Source organism: Chryseobacterium sp. NRRL B-14798 (assembly GCF_050470705.1).
Taxonomy (GTDB): Bacteria; Bacteroidota; Bacteroidia; order Flavobacteriales; family Weeksellaceae; genus Chryseobacterium; species Chryseobacterium cupriresistens.
Map to the genome: position 1 here is coordinate 4,046,772 of NZ_JBFLUL010000005.1, position 17,111 is coordinate 4,063,882.

The 17,111-nt window shown below is 38.5% G+C and carries 10 protein-coding genes; 1 reads left to right on the plus strand and 9 read right to left on the minus strand.

Annotated features, from left to right (window positions below; translation table 11 throughout):
* Window positions 1-10 precede the first annotated feature (10 nt).
* The 3 genes from AB1278_RS18540 to AB1278_RS18550 all read right to left on the minus strand — a co-directional run bounded on the left by AB1278_RS18540 (window position 11) and on the right by AB1278_RS18550 (window position 7,447).
* Complete coding sequence (locus tag AB1278_RS18540) at window positions 11-2,974, minus strand: SusC/RagA family TonB-linked outer membrane protein (protein ID WP_429816261.1); 2,964 nt, start codon at window positions 2,972-2,974, stop codon at window positions 11-13.
* A gap of 475 nt (window positions 2,975-3,449) precedes the next feature.
* Window positions 3,450-4,196 carry a glycerophosphodiester phosphodiesterase family protein gene (locus AB1278_RS18545; protein ID WP_343643486.1) on the minus strand — a complete coding sequence of 249 codons (747 nt, stop codon included), beginning with the start codon at window positions 4,194-4,196 and terminating at the stop codon, window positions 3,450-3,452.
* Between the two features lie 167 nt (window positions 4,197-4,363).
* Complete coding sequence (locus AB1278_RS18550) at window positions 4,364-7,447, minus strand: carboxypeptidase regulatory-like domain-containing protein (RefSeq protein WP_429816265.1); 3,084 nt, start codon at window positions 7,445-7,447, stop codon at window positions 4,364-4,366.
* A gap of 324 nt (window positions 7,448-7,771) precedes the next feature.
* Between AB1278_RS18550 and ligA the strand changes: the two genes are divergently transcribed.
* Window positions 7,772-9,778, plus strand: coding sequence for an NAD-dependent DNA ligase LigA (ligA, locus tag AB1278_RS18555; protein WP_429816268.1), 2,007 nt, complete (start codon window positions 7,772-7,774; stop codon window positions 9,776-9,778).
* Between the two features lie 77 nt (window positions 9,779-9,855).
* On the opposite strand, the gene AB1278_RS18560 is transcribed toward ligA, so the two are convergent.
* The 6 genes from AB1278_RS18560 to kdpB form a co-directional block, all read right to left on the minus strand.
* Complete coding sequence (locus tag AB1278_RS18560; protein ID WP_202840927.1) at window positions 9,856-10,314, minus strand: hypothetical protein; 459 nt, start codon at window positions 10,312-10,314, stop codon at window positions 9,856-9,858.
* A gap of 31 nt (window positions 10,315-10,345) precedes the next feature.
* A complete protein-coding gene (locus AB1278_RS18565) occupies window positions 10,346-12,061 on the minus strand; it encodes an ATP-binding protein (RefSeq protein ID WP_395972673.1) in 1,716 nt (571 codons plus the stop codon).
* 5 nt (window positions 12,062-12,066) lie between these two features.
* Entirely contained in the window at window positions 12,067-13,176 is a 1,110-nt protein-coding gene (locus AB1278_RS18570) for a sensor protein KdpD (protein WP_202840931.1), read from the minus strand.
* A gap of 56 nt (window positions 13,177-13,232) precedes the next feature.
* Window positions 13,233-14,282 carry a porin gene (locus tag AB1278_RS18575; RefSeq protein WP_429817398.1) on the minus strand — a complete coding sequence of 350 codons (1,050 nt, stop codon included), beginning with the start codon at window positions 14,280-14,282 and terminating at the stop codon, window positions 13,233-13,235.
* A 207-nt stretch (window positions 14,283-14,489) separates the two neighbouring features.
* Complete coding sequence (kdpC, locus tag AB1278_RS18580) at window positions 14,490-15,047, minus strand: potassium-transporting ATPase subunit KdpC (RefSeq protein ID WP_429816273.1); 558 nt, start codon at window positions 15,045-15,047, stop codon at window positions 14,490-14,492.
* A gap of 10 nt (window positions 15,048-15,057) precedes the next feature.
* A complete protein-coding gene (kdpB, locus tag AB1278_RS18585; RefSeq protein ID WP_062676468.1) occupies window positions 15,058-17,097 on the minus strand; it encodes a potassium-transporting ATPase subunit KdpB in 2,040 nt (679 codons plus the stop codon).
* Window positions 17,098-17,111 lie beyond the last annotated feature (14 nt).

The window sequence follows — 17,111 nt, forward strand, 5'->3', positions numbered from 1 at the left end:
TTTTAAAATTTTAGAATTTAAGATTTAACTGAAAACCAACTGTTCTTGCTGTCGGAAGCTGTCCCATTTCCACTCCCGGAGTGATGGTTGCATTGTCCAGTGTAGCCACTTCAGGGTCAAACATCGGGAACTTGGTCCACATCCATAAGTTCTTTCCGAAAATGGCAATGGTAAGATCATCCAGACCTATAGATTTTATGGTTTCTTTCGGGAAGGAATAAGCAATTCTTGCATCTCTGAGTTTAATAAAATCTGTACTGAAGCTGTTGGTCTCCACATTGGCTCTCCTGTAATAATCTCCGTAATAAGAAGATACCAGTACTCCTTTTGTGTTGGGACTGAAGGAGCCATCAGGGTTCTGAACTACTCCGTCTCCTACAATCATTCCGCCAGGGTTGTCTCTTCCCGGAAGTGTCGATTTCAGCTTACCCTGTTCAGACATTTTATGATGTGACTGAGAATATGCAATACCACCATACTGACCGTCAAATGAGAAACTGATCGTAAAGTTTTTGATTTTGAAATCATTCTGAAGACCGGCCCTCCATTTAGGGAATGCATTTCCAACTTTTTCAATATCTGCGGGTCTCGCAGGAAGCCCGTTGTCTCCGTAAATTACTTTTCCTTCCGGGTTTCTTAATAATTTAAATCCATACATATCTCCCAGCGAACCTCCTACTTCCATTTTATAGAATACTACATCTCCTACGTTGGAAACAATGCCATCAAAGCCTTCAGGAAGGGTCATTACCCTGTTTTCGTTGGTAGACCAGTTTCCACCTACTTTCCATGAGAAATCTTTGCCTTTTACAGCTAAGATATCGGCAGAAAGTTCCAAACCTCTGTTTCGGATTTTTCCCGCATTAATGATCCTTTTGGAATATCCAGCTTCGGTGGGTAACGATACAGGGATGATCTGGTTTTCACTGAAATTCTGATAGGCAGTAAGATTCAGGTTCAATCTGTTTTTGAAAAGGCTGAAATCCATACCGGCTTCTATATTGGTATTTTTCTCAGGTTTAAGGGTAGGATTATTAAAAGTGGTAGGTGCTACTACACTTCCTGTAATGTTGCTTGCTGTATAATAATTGTCCAAAAGATAAGGATCACTGTCAATCCCTACTTTTGCCCATGAAGCTCTCAGTTTCCATAAGTTCAGATTATTGCTTTTCAGATTAAAAATATCTGATAAAATAAAACTCGTACTCACCGAAGGATAGAAGAAAGATCTGTTTTGCTTCGGAAGCGTAGAGCTCCAGTCGTTTCTTCCGGTAACGTCCACAAATATTTTATTGTCATATCCCAGGGTAAGCAAACCGTAAACACTGTCTACATGTTTATCTCTGGGTGCCGGATATTTAACCGGAATAGAAAGTGCGTTGGTAAGGCTGTATTCTCCTGCTGTTTTCAGTCCGATGGCCTGATAATCATTAAGCAGGTATTCATTATAACGGATGCTTCCCCCTGCTGACGCTGAAATACTGAATTTATTCCAGTCTGCTTTATAAGAAAATAAAAGATCGTTATTATATTCCTGGTTTTTGATAAACTGCTCTCTATAGAAACCTTTCAGGTAATTGGCAGAACTCCATGGTCTTTTGGTCGTTCTTTTTTCATTCAGGATTTCAATCCCTGACCTCAGCATTATACTAAAATTTTTATTAAACTGATAATCTGCCGTAATATTTCCTGTAATCGTCTTCTTTCTGACTCCATTCAGCATTTCGTAAGCAATCATGTAAGGATTGTCTATATAAGAACTGAACGGATGGATCTGATCAACCTGCTCCTGCCCCGGCTTCCAGATCGGTTTATACCACTCCAGATCCACATTGGGATTCTGGAAGATCATGAAATAGGAAATCGACTGATTGTTGTATCCCGTCGCAGGAAGGTTGTCACTGGTAGTAGTGTTATAAGCAAATTTTGTTGATATTTTTAATTTTTGGGTAAGCTGATGGGCAAAAGATAAGGCAAAATTGAACCTGTCAAAACCTGTATTCGGCATCATCCACTCGTTATTAAGGTAAGTAAGTGAAGATCTGAAGCTGGTTTTCTCGTTGGAGCTTTCTACCGAGATACTGTTCGAGTAAGTAGAACCTGTTCTCCAGAAACCTTTAATATTATTTTCATAAGGTCTCCACAATTGTCTTTCCTTGCTCTGCCCCATTACGTTAGGATCGTATTGGAAATAATATTGTCCGGCGAATTTAGGACCAAAAGCACTACTGGTTCCTCCGGTACTTGGTCCATCAGGAGAAAGGCCATAAGAATAGTAAAAGTTTCCTGCTGTATTGGTGGCCAGTGTTCCCTGCCCGTATTCGTATTGCCAGTCCGGCCATTTCAATACGGAATCAAAGCTTGAGGAAGAGTTAAAAGTGACTCTCAGTTTTCCGTTTTTAGTTTTGCCGGATTTTGTAGTGATCATTAAGGCTCCATTGGCAGCGCGTGATCCGTATAATGCGGCTGCAGAAGCTCCTTTCAATACCGTTACGGATTCAATATCATCCGGATTGATGCTGTTCAATCCATTTCCAAGATCGATGGGAACATCGCCGCCGGAACCTGCTCCATAGGCTGCTGTACCGGAACCTGTGGTAGAATTCCCTAATGGCACTCCATCCACTACAATAAGAGCATAGTTGTGATCCATCATAATGGATTTTTCCCCTCTCAAAGTAATTCTGGAAGTTCCCAACGGTCCTGCTCCTGCGGTCTGGATTTTAAGGCCTGCCACCTTCCCTTCCATGGATTGCGCCCAGTTGTTGTTCTGGGTTTCTTCAAATGTTTTGGCATCTACTTTTTCGGCAACATACCCTAAAGCTCTGTCGTGCCTCTTGATTCCCAAAGCAGTTACAACTACTTCATCAATTCCTTTAATGGTGTCCTTTTTAGCTTTCTGCTGAGCTGCCAGATTGACGCTGACCAATCCTAACAGCGACAAAACCAGCAGTTTTTGTGTCTCTTTACGCATTTCCTTTTTGTTTGCGCAAAATTAGAACGACATTACCAGGATGATCTTAACATAACTTTAACGTTTCTTAAAAATTTATTAAACCATATATTAATCAAGTCTTAACAAGACTATTTAAACAACTAATAAACAAACACTTAAGCAATTAAGTATTTTTAATACGGTGGTAAAGATGCATTTATGTATCTTTATTGTCTTGCATTGAGATAATACCAAACAAAACAATCAAACCACTGAATTACAGAATATTAAAATAAAAATTCAATCACCTGTTTCTTCATTCATTATCAAAAAGAAGTTCTCAGCTCCTAAAAAAAACAGCCTGCTTCCTTATAAGGGGCAGACTGTATAAATTTTTGGTTATTTGTGGAGATGGTTAAAAAATTTTGTTTGACCACCCCGTCAAAAATTCTTTGATTTTTGACACTCCTCCGGAGGAGGTCCTTCAGTTGCTATATTTCTGAAGATGTTAAATCTATTTATTCTTCAACTGATCAGGAATATTGGTTGTTACGAATCCGATTCCCTGTTTTTTCAATTCTTCGTAAACAGCAACGTCATTTACGGTCCATGAATTGGTAATTAACCCTAATGCTTTTGCATCAGCAATCCATGTTGGGTTTTTCTGGAAAACACTGTAGTGATAATCCATTCCATCCAATCCTTCTTGTTTGATCTGCTCAGGAGACAGTTCACCGTTCAGATACTGAACTTTAAAAGACGGAGCCAGTTTTTTGATCTCTTTGCAGATATTAAGACTGAAAGAAATAAATTCACTTTGAGATTCCAGCTTCATATCTTTAATCATTTTGATCGTTTTCTCTGTGATTTCATTTTCTATTTCCGGAGTTTTCGCTGGCTTGATCTCAACGATCAGCTTCAGAGATTTGTCTTTTTTTCCCTGCTTCAAATAATCTTTTAAGGTCGGGAATTTTTCTCCGTTGGATAATTTCAAGGCTTCCAGCTCTTTGAAAGGAGTTTCTGAAATTTCCATTTTACCATGGTGTTCATCATGATTAATCACCAATACACCATCTTTTGTCATTCTTACATCAAATTCCGACCCATATATTTTTAATTTCTGGGCATTTTCCAATGATTGAATTGAATTCTCTGTTGTTGGAGGCTGAGCCTGGAAATATCCTCTATGGGCAATAATCTGGGTTTGTGCTTTCATCATAACTGTACTTAAAACTGCTAACCCTAAGATAAAATTTTTCATAATATAATTTTAAATTATTAAAATAAAGTCGTGAAACTTCCTGATAAAGGTAGTTATTACAAAATAAAACCCAAAAGACATAAAAGATTTACTGATTAAAGCTAAGTGAGATTTACCATAGCCGGCTCAATTTCTTTTATGTCTTCAGTGGTTAAGAAAGGTAAAAGTTAGAAACTGTATTTCGCACCGATCTGGATCTGGTAAGGGTTTCCTGTCAGAGGAACCAAACCGCCTCCACTTACGTTTTTGGTGTATTCGTACTGCATCGTATCTTTATTAAACTTCGTCACTTTATACAGAGAAGTATTTCCGTATGATTTGTTTACCCCCCATTCTTTGTTCAGAAGGTTGGCTACGTTGAAAATATCTACGGAAAGTTCGAAAGCTCCCACTTTATCGAATTTAATTTTTTTCGCTACACGAACGTCCCAGACTCCGTAGAAACCATTTTTACCACCATTACGTTCTGCAATTTTTCCGTTGTATTCAGTGATATAATCTTTCAGAGCCTGTCCTACCTGTGGATCATCCAAAATAGACTGGGTAAGATTCGGGAAGATAAATGCAAGGTCGTTGGAATCTACGAAGTCTCCGTTGATATTTCCTCCCGTTGTTGCAGAGAAACGGGTTCCTCCAATTCCTGAATACCTGATTCCCAATGTGAAGCCGGCAATGGTAGGAGAGTTTCCGTAGATCACGACTTTGTTTCTGAACTGGTTGTCAGAATAGGTCATTCTCAAATCTCTAGGATCACTCTGAATCATCGTAGACAATGTTGCAGAGTTGGCTACGTTTCCGTTGTAAGAAGTATTGTCTTTAATATCAGACCATGTATAACTTGCGGTGATTTCTCCATCTTTCCAGTAGCGGTAACTTGTATCGATTACGAATGAGAACTGGTTTACTTTACCATCGCTCACCAATTCCAGTACTCTTCCGAAATTATTATTGATTCTTCCCTGTTTCCACTCGAAACTTACACTGTTATTAGCATTATTGGTAATAGCTCCTGTAGGGATAAATACTCCTCTTCCGCCTTCGTTAGCCAGTGTAAAGAAAGGATTGGCCACCATGTTTCTGTCGTAATAATAGTAATTGTTTCTACCTAAAGCCATATATCCTGCAATTCCTGCTCTGAACCTTTCATTGAAGAAGTGGGTATAAGAAATATTGGCTTTATAAACGATCGGGATCTTTGCATCCTTACCGGTGTAGTTGATCGTTGGAATCTGCTTCTGAGAAAGGGACGGAACCGTATTGTAATCATCTCTATAGCTGTTGAAATCCGGGAACGGAACATCTTTACCCGTTACATCCACAGTAGCCAGATGTTTTCCATCAAATACAAGGTTATTGATGATCATATAATTGTTGATGTCGGAAGAGAAAATTCCGGCACCGAACTTCAGGAAGTCTTTATTTCCTTCATTGATGTTCCAGTCAAACTGGAATCTTGGCTGGATCACAAATGATTTGATCTGATTATCGGTTCTGATTCCCATTTCATCAAACAGTTTCTGGTTGAATTCTGCTTTCGGGTAACCACTGTAATCTAATCTCAAACCAGCCATTAAATCAAGTCCTTTAGCTACTTTGGTCTGGAATTGCCCATAGAGACCAATGTTCCAGATATTTGATCTGACAGACGGATCGGCCACCAAAGGAACTTCTCTATAGAATCGGTAAGGTGTCATGGTCTCAAAATTGCTCATTCCCTGGAAATGGAATCTTCCGTTCACCTCACTTCCGTATACCGATTTTGCTGTTGTATACATAAGGTCAGCCCCAAACGTATATTTTACCTTATCTGTATTATAGTATAGGTTATCTACGATCTGGAACACATTATTTCTGAAGCTTTCCTGAGCAAAGCGGTGTCCGCCGATCTGAATATTCGTAGATCCCGCACTTGAAGAAACTCCTTCAACAATAGCTCTTGGTACAGGTTTTCCTAATTGATTGTTCTGGTAACTGTCCTGGAAAGTATAAAGATACTGCGCCTTTAATTCGTTGGTTAAGTTAGGTCTCAGATTTGATCTTAAGGTCAATAATAAACTGTTATCAAGATTTTTGTCATTTCCGTACGACTCAAAAAAATTGATATTGGTATTATCACCTAATCCGTTTTTGTTAAGATCGTAAGTAAAGTTATTTCTAAGCGTTAATAAATGCTTTTCATTAATCTGCCAGTCTAGACGTAAGAAACCGGCATCAGAGTTTCTCACTTTATCAAAAGTTCCGAATTGTGGGCTGCTTCCTACTCCATATTTAGCTCTTGCAATATCCAGGAACTGATTAAGCGTCTGCGTAGTTGTGTTGAATCTCTTCTCATCATCCGGAGATTTGATATCAGCAATCACTAAAGGTCTTGAATCCAACTGATGATCCCATGCTACGAAGAAGTGCAGTTTATTTTTAATGATCGGACCGCCTAATGAAAATCCGAACTGAGAAGTGGAGAAATCATTATTTCTTTTGTTTCCTCTGATATCATAAGGGCTGGAAAGCCAGTTTGTTCTTAAATATTCCCAGGCACTTCCGGAAAACTTATTGGTTCCTGATTTGGTAACAGCACTTACTGTTCCTCCTCCACTTCTTCCCAATGTAACATCATATTGGTTGGTAGTGATTTTGAATTCACGTACTGCTTCAATGGAGATGGAGAATGGTGCACCGCTTCGGCTCGTTGTTGATCCTGCAGAAGTAGGATTTTTTGCGGTCATCCCATCAATCGTAAAGTTGGTGGAAGATCCAAGCTGACCGGAAAGGTTTCCTCCTTTTCCGCTTAACGGAGACAGTTCCGTAAGATTGGTGAAGTTTCGTCCGTTCACCGGAAGCATGCTGATGTTTTTCGCAGAAATTGCGGTAGCTGCTCCCAGGTTTCCGATCTTGTTTTTAAGGTTTCCTGTAATTTTTACTTCCTCAATAGTCTTTTCGTTCCCCAGATCCATATTCACGGTCACCTGATCTCCAAAGTTGACATTATAGCCTTCTTTTTTATCATCATTCACAATGACCGTATAAGGCCCTCCAAGAGGAATTTCTTTAAAAATATATTCCCCTTTTGAGTTGGTTTCCGTTTCCGTTCTGAATCCTGTAGACTCATTCACGATCGTTACTTTCACTTTTTCCTGAGCCGTACTTCCCGGTCCGGTAACTTTCCCTACAATAGAAGCCTGCGTGGTCTGTGCATAAGCCATTGTCCCAAGCCCTAAAAACAATAATCCCAGTACAATCTTTACTTTTTTCATTTCTTCCGAAGATCTATATTATTAATTTTTTGATGTTAGCCCGGAAACCTCTTTGATTTTCACGATGATAGATCATTATGAGGTTTCTTTCAATCAGATGTGCAAAGGTATTTTGACTTTAAGAGCGGGGTGTTTAAGAAAGTTTTAACATTCTTTTAATTAAATCAGAACTTTATGTTAAATTACTTTAAACACGTGTTTTATTTTCTGTAAAACCAGTAGGTTAAGACATATTAAGCATTTTTAATTTTCCTGTACTATTTTATTCTGTTATTTTTTAAATGCAATTACTTTAGTTATTTTTGCTCAAAAGATAGAAAAGCAATGTCTGAAAACATTCAACAAAAGATAGAACAGCTCCGCAAAGAGCTTCACCAGCATAACGAAAACTACTACCAACTGGATACCCCTACCATTACAGATTATGAATTTGACATGCTTCTGGAGGAGCTACAGGATCTGGAAGCCAGGTACCCAGAGTTTTATGATGAAAATTCTCCCACTGTACGTGTGGGTGGTGGTGTTACCAAAGTTTTCCCCACAATTCAGCATAAATTCAGAATGTATTCCCTGGACAATTCCTATGATTTTGATGATCTGGAAGACTGGGAGAAACGAATCATCAAAACCATTGAAGATCCTGTAGAGTTTGTTGCTGAGCTGAAGTATGACGGTGCATCCATTTCTATCCTTTATGAAAACGGAAAATTGTCACAGGCAGTTACCCGTGGTGACGGTTTCCAGGGTGATGAGATTACCCCGAATGTACGTACCATTTCAGATATTCCTCTGACTTTAAAAGGTGATTTCCCTGCTCATTTTTTTATGCGTGGTGAAATTTATCTGACCAGAAAAAACTTTGACAAAATCAATAGACTGCGTGAGGAAGAAGGCCTTGATCCCTTCATGAATCCAAGAAATACGGCCAGCGGAAGTTTGAAAATGCAGGACAGCGCTGAGGTAAGAAAACGCGGACTTTCTTCTGTATTGTATCAGTTTATTTCTGATGAAGTTCCTGCGGAAACCCATTGGGAACTGCTTCAGAAAGCTCAGAGCTGGGGCTTCAAAACCTCCCAGCAGGCCAAATTATGTAAAACAATGGCTGAGGTACAGGAGTTTATCACGTTCTGGGACACAGAACGTCATAATCTGCCATTTGAAATTGATGGTATTGTTTTAAAAGTCAACTCATTACAACAACAAAGACAGCTTGGCTATACGGCCAAATCTCCGCGTTGGGCTATGGCTTATAAATTTAAAGCAGAAAAAGTAGAGACAGAACTTCAGAGTGTCTCTTATCAGGTGGGAAGAACGGGTGCTATTACTCCTGTTGCCAACCTTAAACCAGTTTTATTGGCCGGAACCATTGTGAAAAGAGCTTCTCTGCACAATGAAGATATCATCAAAAAGCTGGATCTTCATGAACATGATTTCGTGTACGTAGAAAAAGGAGGTGAAATTATTCCTAAAATCGTAGGGGTAAACACAGATAAAAGAACGGAAGAAAGCAGAGAAATTGAATATATCAAACATTGTCCTGAATGTGGTACCGAGCTGGTAAAAATTGAAGATCAGGCCATCCATTTCTGCCCGAACGAGCTTCACTGCCCTCCACAGGTTGTAGGAAGAATGATTCATTATGTTTCCAGAAAAGCTTTGAATATTGATAATCTTGGAAGTGAAACTATTGAACAGCTGTACAGAGAAAGACTGATTGAAAATCCTGCTGACTTCTATACTTTAACAAAAGAACAGCTCCTTCCGTTGGAAAGAATGGCTGAAAAATCTGCCCAGAATATCATCACAGGAATTGAAAAATCCAAAGAGATTCCTTTTGAAAAAGTTTTATACGGAATCGGGATCAAACACGTGGGGGAAACAGTTGCCAAGAAACTGGTAAAAAACTTCCCGACGATTGAAGAACTGAAAAATGCTACGGTAGAAGAGCTTTGCCAGGTAGAAGACATCGGAGCTAAAATTGCAGTAAGCATTGTCGATTTCTTCCAGAATTCTGAAAACGTATTGATGATCGAACGATTGAAATCTTACGGAGTACAGCTTGAAAAAGGAGAAAGTACCAATGAGGTTCTATCCAATGTTCTGGAAGGAAAAACTTTCCTGTTCACCGGAAAATTGTCATTATTCACCAGAGAATCTGCTGAGGAAATGGTAGAAAAGCATGGCGGGAAAAATATTTCTGCGGTTTCAAAAAACCTCAATTATCTTGTAGTAGGTGAAAAAGCAGGAAGCAAGCTGAAAAAAGCTCAGGATATCGGAACAATTACGATTCTGGATGAGCAGCAGTTTCTGGATCTGATTGAAAAGCAGTAAAATTTAAAAATATTTTCAAAAAAACCATTGATTTTTTTTCAATGGTTTTTTTATATTTTTGAAACATACTCGATGCTTTACTTAAAAACAATAATAGTATACGGAGTACTCTCTCCTGCATTAGGCAAGATCAGCCTGATATGTTCCTTATTCCTGTAGTAATCTGTGTAAGGCTCTTTGGTGATAATCTTTCCTTTCTCGGTTTCTTTATACCCGGCAGTCAATATCAGTTTAAGATACTGCTCATAGTCTTTTTTGTCATTAAACTCAAACTCAATCCGATCTTCATATTTTTCTTCTTTGTATTCAAACTTTCCGATTTTCGAGCTATAGTCTGGAGCTTCGTATTCGGTTAAAAGGAAACCTAAGCCTTCTGTTCTGTCATAAAATTTGAACTGAAGCTGTTTCATTTCCTTTTTAAACTCCTCCATTGTCAGTTTATTGAATCCTTTAAGCTGTTCTACTGTAAAGGTCTGAGCAGAGATCTGAATACTCAGTACAACTGAGAATAATAGGAGTCCTAACGTTTTTCTCATTTCTATTTTTATCGCAAATATAAAATAATCCTTATGAAACCGGCAGTCTGAAATAAAACGTACTTCCATTATTCAGAGAACTCTTCACTCCTATTTCTCCATGTTGTTTTTCAATGAAATTCTTGGAGATTGCTAAGCCCAGCCCCGTCCCGTTCTGATGTTCTCCGGGAACCTGGAAATAGCGGTCAAAGATCTGGCGGTGGTATTGTTCATCAATTCCGCTTCCGGTATCAATAATACTGAACTGAATAAATGCATTGAGTTTTTCTACCACGATCTTAATATTTTCATCCTGAAAAGAGTGCTTCACCGCATTGGTCAGGAAATTATTCATTACCCAGACGGTTTTATCAAAATCTGCGGTCACCGCATCACTGTCTTCCAGAAGATATTCTGTGCTGATGTAGATATTTTTCTGCTCCGCCAGTTTTTCAACATTCTTTACAGCAGTCTGTACAATTTCTTTCGGAGAACATTTCCCAATAGTCAGTCTGATATTTCCGGATTCAACCTGCGACAGATTAAGCAATTCTCCAGTGATATCCAATAATCGCTGTCCGTCTTCATTGATGCTTTTCAATAATTCCTGCTGTTGCTCATTCAGTTCTCCGAACTTTTGGTTTCCAAGAAGCTGAACACCCATTTTGATAGCTGAAATCGGAGTTTTCAGTTCATGGGAAATGGTTGCAATGAAATTGGTTTTGGCAAAATCAAGCTCTTTAAAAGGGGTAATATTTCTCAACAATATTACCTTTCCTATATTTTTTTTCTCCTTTTCTCCTGTTTTTACAATATTGATGGGAATAATATCCTGTTCAAAATAGTTTTCCTTGTTATCACGGACAATCTTAATCGGATCTTTTACCGGATGGTTGATATTTTTCAGCAGTTCACGCATCAGATCATTATTGATGGCTACTTCATGAGCTGTTTTTCCAATAATATCTTCTTTATGGAGATTGGTGATCTTTAAAGCTTCATCATTGATCATGTAGATAAAATGATTCTCATCCAGACCAATTACCGCATCATGCATATTATTGACCAACGTTTCGATCCGTTTTTTATCCATCAGCTGCTTGGAAAGCGTGCTGCTTTCGTATTCCTGAAGCTTTTCCGCCATACTGTTGAAGGAGTCTGCCAGACTGTTGAATTCTTCACTTCCTTTAAAATGAACCCTCTCGCTATAGTTTTTATCGGCAATCTGTTTGATACTGAAGGTCAATTGATTGATAGGCTCTGCAATGGTTTGCGGCAAATTGAAAAGCAGGATAAAAGCAATCAGAAAGCATACAGTACCTAAACTTACGATCCAAAAAGTAGCATTTTCTGCTGTTATAATCGCAATGTCACTTTTTCGTTCTATCCCTTTCATATTCAAAGACATGATCTTCGAAAGATCTTCACGGATAAGCTTTTCTTTATTGATATCGGGAGCTTTAAGGTAGCTGTTGAAATGCAGATTCAGATTCTGAGTGGCTTCTTTTTCTCCAAATTCTGTAAGGTTCTTTTCCTGAAGCTTATTATTTTTTCGAAAATCTGCTATGGCAACGGTACTGTCTGTACTAATATTATCCAACGCCAAAAGCATATTTTTGGAAAACTCCAGACTGTTATAATTGGCCGTAAGGATCTTTTCAGTATCAGATTTTAATTTATTGATGTATACAGAACCTATCACTGAAAGCAGAACGATCAGTAGAAATAAAAGGCCCACGCCTAAGGTAAGTTTCGTTTTAAGTTTCATTACTTTTAAGATAAAATAATAATATCTATCTGTCTTTCATTCAGCCTGTTCATAAGGGTATAGATCCAGCTGTATCCCAACATTCGCTGCCAGAAACTGGCGTGAGGTTTTCCAATACAGACCGTCGTGATGTTATGAGCAATCACATATTCCAGAATCCCGTTGTGGACACTGCTTTCTTTGATGCGGACTACTTTGGCACCTAATTCCTGTGCTAAATTAAAATTATTAATTAAATACCGTTGTTTATCCAATGCAATTTTTTCCGGATTTTCAGAGGGCTTCTGAACGTACAAAACAGTCCATGGACTGTTATAGTAGCTGGCTAATCTGGCGGTTTTACGGATAATTGTTTTAGCAATCTTCTCATTACTGCTGATACAGGCCAGGAATTTTATGGGCTTAAAATTTTCGGTTTTGATCTCTGTTTCCACCTTTCTCTCCACGTGGGTGGCCACTTCTTTTAAAGCCAATTCACGAAGCTGCAGAATATGTCCGCTCTGGAAGAAATTACTAAGCGCCGTCTGAATTTTTTCTTTTTTATAGATTTTTCCCTCTTTTAAACGGGTCAGCAGCTCATCAGCCGTAAGGTCAATATTGACTACTTCATCTGCTAGCGCCAGTATTTTATCCGGAACCCGCTCTGTTACTTCTACCCCGGTAATTTTCTTTACCTCTTCATTCAGGCTTTCGATATGCTGGATATTCATAGCACTGATGACGTTGATTCCGTTATCAAGAATTTCCAGTACATCCTGCCATCTTTTTTTATTTTTGGAACCTTCTACGTTGGTATGGGCCAGCTCGTCTACTAACACGACTTCAGGATGTTCATTGATAATGGCCTGAAGATCCATCTCCTCAAGGTTTTTTCCTTTATAAAAAACTGATTTCCTTTCAATTTGAGGAATTCCTTCTACAAGAGCTTCAGTTTCTTCACGGCCATGCGTTTCAATATAGCCAATCTTTACATCAATGCCATTTCGCAAAAGGGAATGCGCTTCCTGGAGCATACGGAAGGTCTTTCCTACACCTGCACTCATCCCTATATAAATTTTGAATTTTCCTTTACGGGATTTTTGAATCAGTTCTAAAAAATCTTTTGCTGATGACATTGATTTTATTCTTTTTAATTTTACTTTAAGCACTATTTTCTGTGGCTAAACCGATTTTAAAACCAGACTGCTAAGCTTGACGTTATAAAGAAATTTCCTTTTTTAAATTCATCATTTTTAGCAAAAATGGCGTCTTTTGAAGTAAAACCTCTCGCTTCTGTGCGGAAAACTACATTTTTGAAAACAGCATAATCTACATTGAGAGAATATCCGAAGGTCTGAAATCCATTGGGAGTTTCTGTACTGATAATCACGCCGTTTTTATCATTATAATATTCCAGTCTTCCCGCTAATGCCCATTTGCTGTCCAATTGATATTTCATCTGAACATTCGGGCTATACCAGATATTATACTGCTCGCTTCCTTTTGATTTCTGCTCAGCGCCAATATCAAATCCCAATATAGCCGAAAACTGATCTGTCAGTTGAAAGCTTCCGTACAAATCATGGAAGTAACGCATTCTTTTATCTTCTTTTGCTTTATCATTTCCTATGAATGAGCTGCTGTTCAAAGTAATTTTATCAGTTGGTTTATAGGTTACCTGGTGACCAAAAGAAATACTCTGGTTTCCCTCAGGTTTGGCAATACGTTGCCATCCGTTCAATACCAGTCCGCTTAAAAACCATTTCCCATTATCTGAGGTATAAGAAATTTTGGCTCCAGTTTCGAAATAAGGTGAGTTTTCAGCAGCCAGACTTCTTGTCAGATTAACATTGTCTTTTCCTATGGCACTTTCCCAACCGATATGGGAAGGCATGATCCCTGCATCAATCCATAAGTTTTTATTTTTTGATATTCTGATTCCTACATTGGCTTCGTTTACATAACGTAGTGCATTTTGTTCGGCAGCCATATTATCCTGAGCATAAGTTCCTGCCATTAAAGCAACGTTGGCACGGATATTTTCACTCTGGTAATTGGCTTTAACCAATCCCAGGTTAAGGTTCATTTCATTGTGCCTATTATAGGAATACAAAAAGTTTTGACGAATATGATTACCAGGCTCATTAAAATCATACGTATAAAAAAGTTCTGCATAAGCGGAAAAGGTCACTTTATTACTTGTTTTTAATGAATCTGATGATTGGGCTTTTGAGAAAAACATTCCCAATACGGCTCCTATAACTAAATATTTTTTCACGTTATTTTTATATTATTTAAGAGTATAAGAAGAATTTAGCTATTAAGAAAAGATAAGGATTTACCAGCGAATTATAAATGAGAAATATTTTAAAATCGTAGATTTTTTTGTGTAGCTCCTTCAATCATCTTAATGGCTTCAATTCTTCTTTTTATCATTGTATGATTTGAATTATTTTAATTGATCTAAAGCAATATTAAGCTTCAGAACATTTACTTTTGACGGTCCGAAAAGTCCTAAGAAAGGCTTTTCAGTCTGATTATTAATTAAGCTTTTGATCTGTTCCTCTGAAATACTTCTCACTTTTGCAATTCTTTTTGCCTGGTATAAAGCCCCTTCTTGAGAAATATCCGGATCCAGTCCGCTTCCGCTGGCGGTTACCATTTCTACAGGAACTTTAGCATTACCCATTTCAGGATTGTCCATTTTTAAAGTATCAATTCTTTTCTGTACAATTTCCAGATATTCTTTATTGCTTGGACCTTTGTTGCTTCCTCCACTTCCCGCTGCGTTATAATCGACAGAGGATGGACGACCGTGGAAATATTTTTCAGACTTAAATTCCTGCCCGATATTGGCATAAAACTTCTGCCCTTTATTGTAAACAATTTCTCCGTTTCCTTTGTTAGGAAGTATTTTAGAACCTCCATAAACCACTGCCAGATAAATACCAGTAACTAGCAACATGACAAGAGTTAATCTGAATGCTGAAACAATATGATTTTTCATTTTTTTAATTTTAATAGAATAAACTGATTACCAGATCAATGATTTTGATTCCGATGAACGGAACGATTACTCCGCCTAACCCATAGATCAAAAGGTTTCTTCTTAATAATGCACTTGCACCGATGGGCTTGTAAGCAACTCCTTTCAACGCCAGCGGAATCAGGAACGGAATAATCACCGCATTGAAAATTACTGCTGATAATATGGCTGTTTCAGGACTGTGAAGATTCATAATGTTCAGCTTCTGAAGAGAAGGAATAAAAGTGATAAAGAGTGCCGGAATAATGGCAAAATACTTTGCTACGTCGTTTGCAATACTGAAAGTGGTCAACGTTCCTCTGGTCATCAATAGCTGTTTACCGATTTCTACAATTTCGATCAGCTTTGTAGGGTCATTATCCAGGTCTACCATGTTGCCGGCTTCTTTAGCAGCCTGCGTTCCGCTGTTCATCGCAACACCTACATCTGCCTGGGCTAGTGCCGGAGCATCATTGGTTCCGTCTCCCATCATCGCTACCAGCTTACCTTCCTGCTGTTCCTTTTTGATGTAATTCATTTTGTCTTCAGGTTTAGCTTCGGCAATAAAGTCGTCTACCCCTGCTTTTTCAGCAATGAATTTTGCAGTCAGAGGATTATCTCCTGTTACCATTACCGTTTTCACTCCCATTTTTCTCAGTCTCTGGAAACGTTCCTGAATTCCGGTTTTGATGATATCCTGAAGTTCGATCACGCCCCAAACTTTTTCATTAACGGCTACTACTAAAGGAGTTCCTCCGTTTTCAGAAATTTTAGTTACCGCATCCTGGGTTTCCTGCGGGAAGATATTCCCGGCTTTTTCAGTCAGTTTTTTTATTGTATCGTAAGCTCCTTTACGGATTCTTGTTTCTTCAAAATCAATTCCTGAAGTTCTTGTTTCTGCGGTAAAATCAATATAAGTGGGATTAGCAACTAATAAATCTTCAGGTTTTAAAGCACTTAGTTCAATAATAGATTTCCCTTCCGGTGTTTCATCCGCTACGGAACTTAATGCAGAAGCTTTAATAAATTCTTCAAGCTGAATTCCATTGGCGGGGTGAAATTGAGTTGCTTTTCTGTTTCCGATGGTAATTGTTCCGGTTTTATCCAAAAGCAATACATCAATATCTCCTGCTGTTTCCACTGCTTTTCCACTTTTAGTAATCACATTCGCTCTCAGCGCTCTGTCCATCCCCGCTATCCCGATTGCAGAAAGCAGACCTCCGATGGTTGTCGGAATAAGACAAACGAAAAGAGATATAAATGCCGCTATGGTAATCGGAGTCTGCGCATAATCTGCAAAAGGTTTTAAAGTGAGGGTAACAATAATAAATGTAAGCGTGAATCCTGCTAAAAGTATGGTTAATGCGATTTCGTTGGGTGTTTTCTGTCTTGACGCTCCTTCTACAAGAGCAATCATTTTATCTAAGAAGGATTCTCCGGGTTTTGTGGTTACTCTTACTTTAATTCTGTCTGACAATACTTTCGTTCCTCCTGTTACAGAACTTTTGTCTCCACCCGCTTCACGGATGACAGGTGCACTTTCTCCGGTAATAGCAGACTCATCAATGGTAGCAAGACCTTCAATAATCTCACCATCCATCGGAATCTGATCTCCGGCTTCACAAAGGAAAATATCACCTAAGGTCATTTCAGCAGACATCTTCAGCCTTGTTTCTACCTGAAATCCCGGCTTGTTATCAAGTACCAGTTTGGCCGGAGTTTCTTCCCTTGTTTTTCTAAGGGTATCAGCCTGCGCTTTTCCCCTTGCCTCCGCAATAGCTTCTGCAAAATTGGCAAACAAAACGGTGAAAAATAAAATTATAAATACTAAAAAGTTGTAGGAAAAGCTTCCCTGGGTTTTATCACCGGTAAGGCTGAACATGCTTACGATAAACATGACGATGGTTCCGATTTCTACCAGGAACATTACCGGATTTTTAAACATAATTTTCGGATTCAGCTTTACGAAGGACTGTTTTATCGCTTCGTTGACCAAATCTCTTTGAAACAATGTTTGTGACTGATTTTTCATTTTTTTGAAAGAAT

Coding starts and splice junctions, on each gene's coding strand:
- AB1278_RS18540 (WP_429816261.1), bottom strand. CDS start 2,974: ATGCGTAAAGAGACACAAAAACTGCTGGTTTTGTCGCTGTTAGGATTG.
- AB1278_RS18545 (WP_343643486.1), bottom strand. CDS start 4,196: ATGAAAAATTTTATCTTAGGGTTAGCAGTTTTAAGTACAGTTATGATG.
- AB1278_RS18550 (WP_429816265.1), bottom strand. CDS start 7,447: ATGAAAAAAGTAAAGATTGTACTGGGATTATTGTTTTTAGGGCTTGGG.
- ligA (WP_429816268.1), top strand. CDS start 7,772: ATGTCTGAAAACATTCAACAAAAGATAGAACAGCTCCGCAAAGAGCTT.
- AB1278_RS18560 (WP_202840927.1), bottom strand. CDS start 10,314: ATGAGAAAAACGTTAGGACTCCTATTATTCTCAGTTGTACTGAGTATT.
- AB1278_RS18565 (WP_395972673.1), bottom strand. CDS start 12,061: ATGAAACTTAAAACGAAACTTACCTTAGGCGTGGGCCTTTTATTTCTA.
- AB1278_RS18570 (WP_202840931.1), bottom strand. CDS start 13,176: ATGTCATCAGCAAAAGATTTTTTAGAACTGATTCAAAAATCCCGTAAA.
- AB1278_RS18575 (WP_429817398.1), bottom strand. CDS start 14,282: ATGTTTTTCTCAAAAGCCCAATCATCAGATTCATTAAAAACAAGTAAT.
- kdpC (WP_429816273.1), bottom strand. CDS start 15,047: ATGAAAAATCATATTGTTTCAGCATTCAGATTAACTCTTGTCATGTTG.
- kdpB (WP_062676468.1), bottom strand. CDS start 17,097: ATGAAAAATCAGTCACAAACATTGTTTCAAAGAGATTTGGTCAACGAA.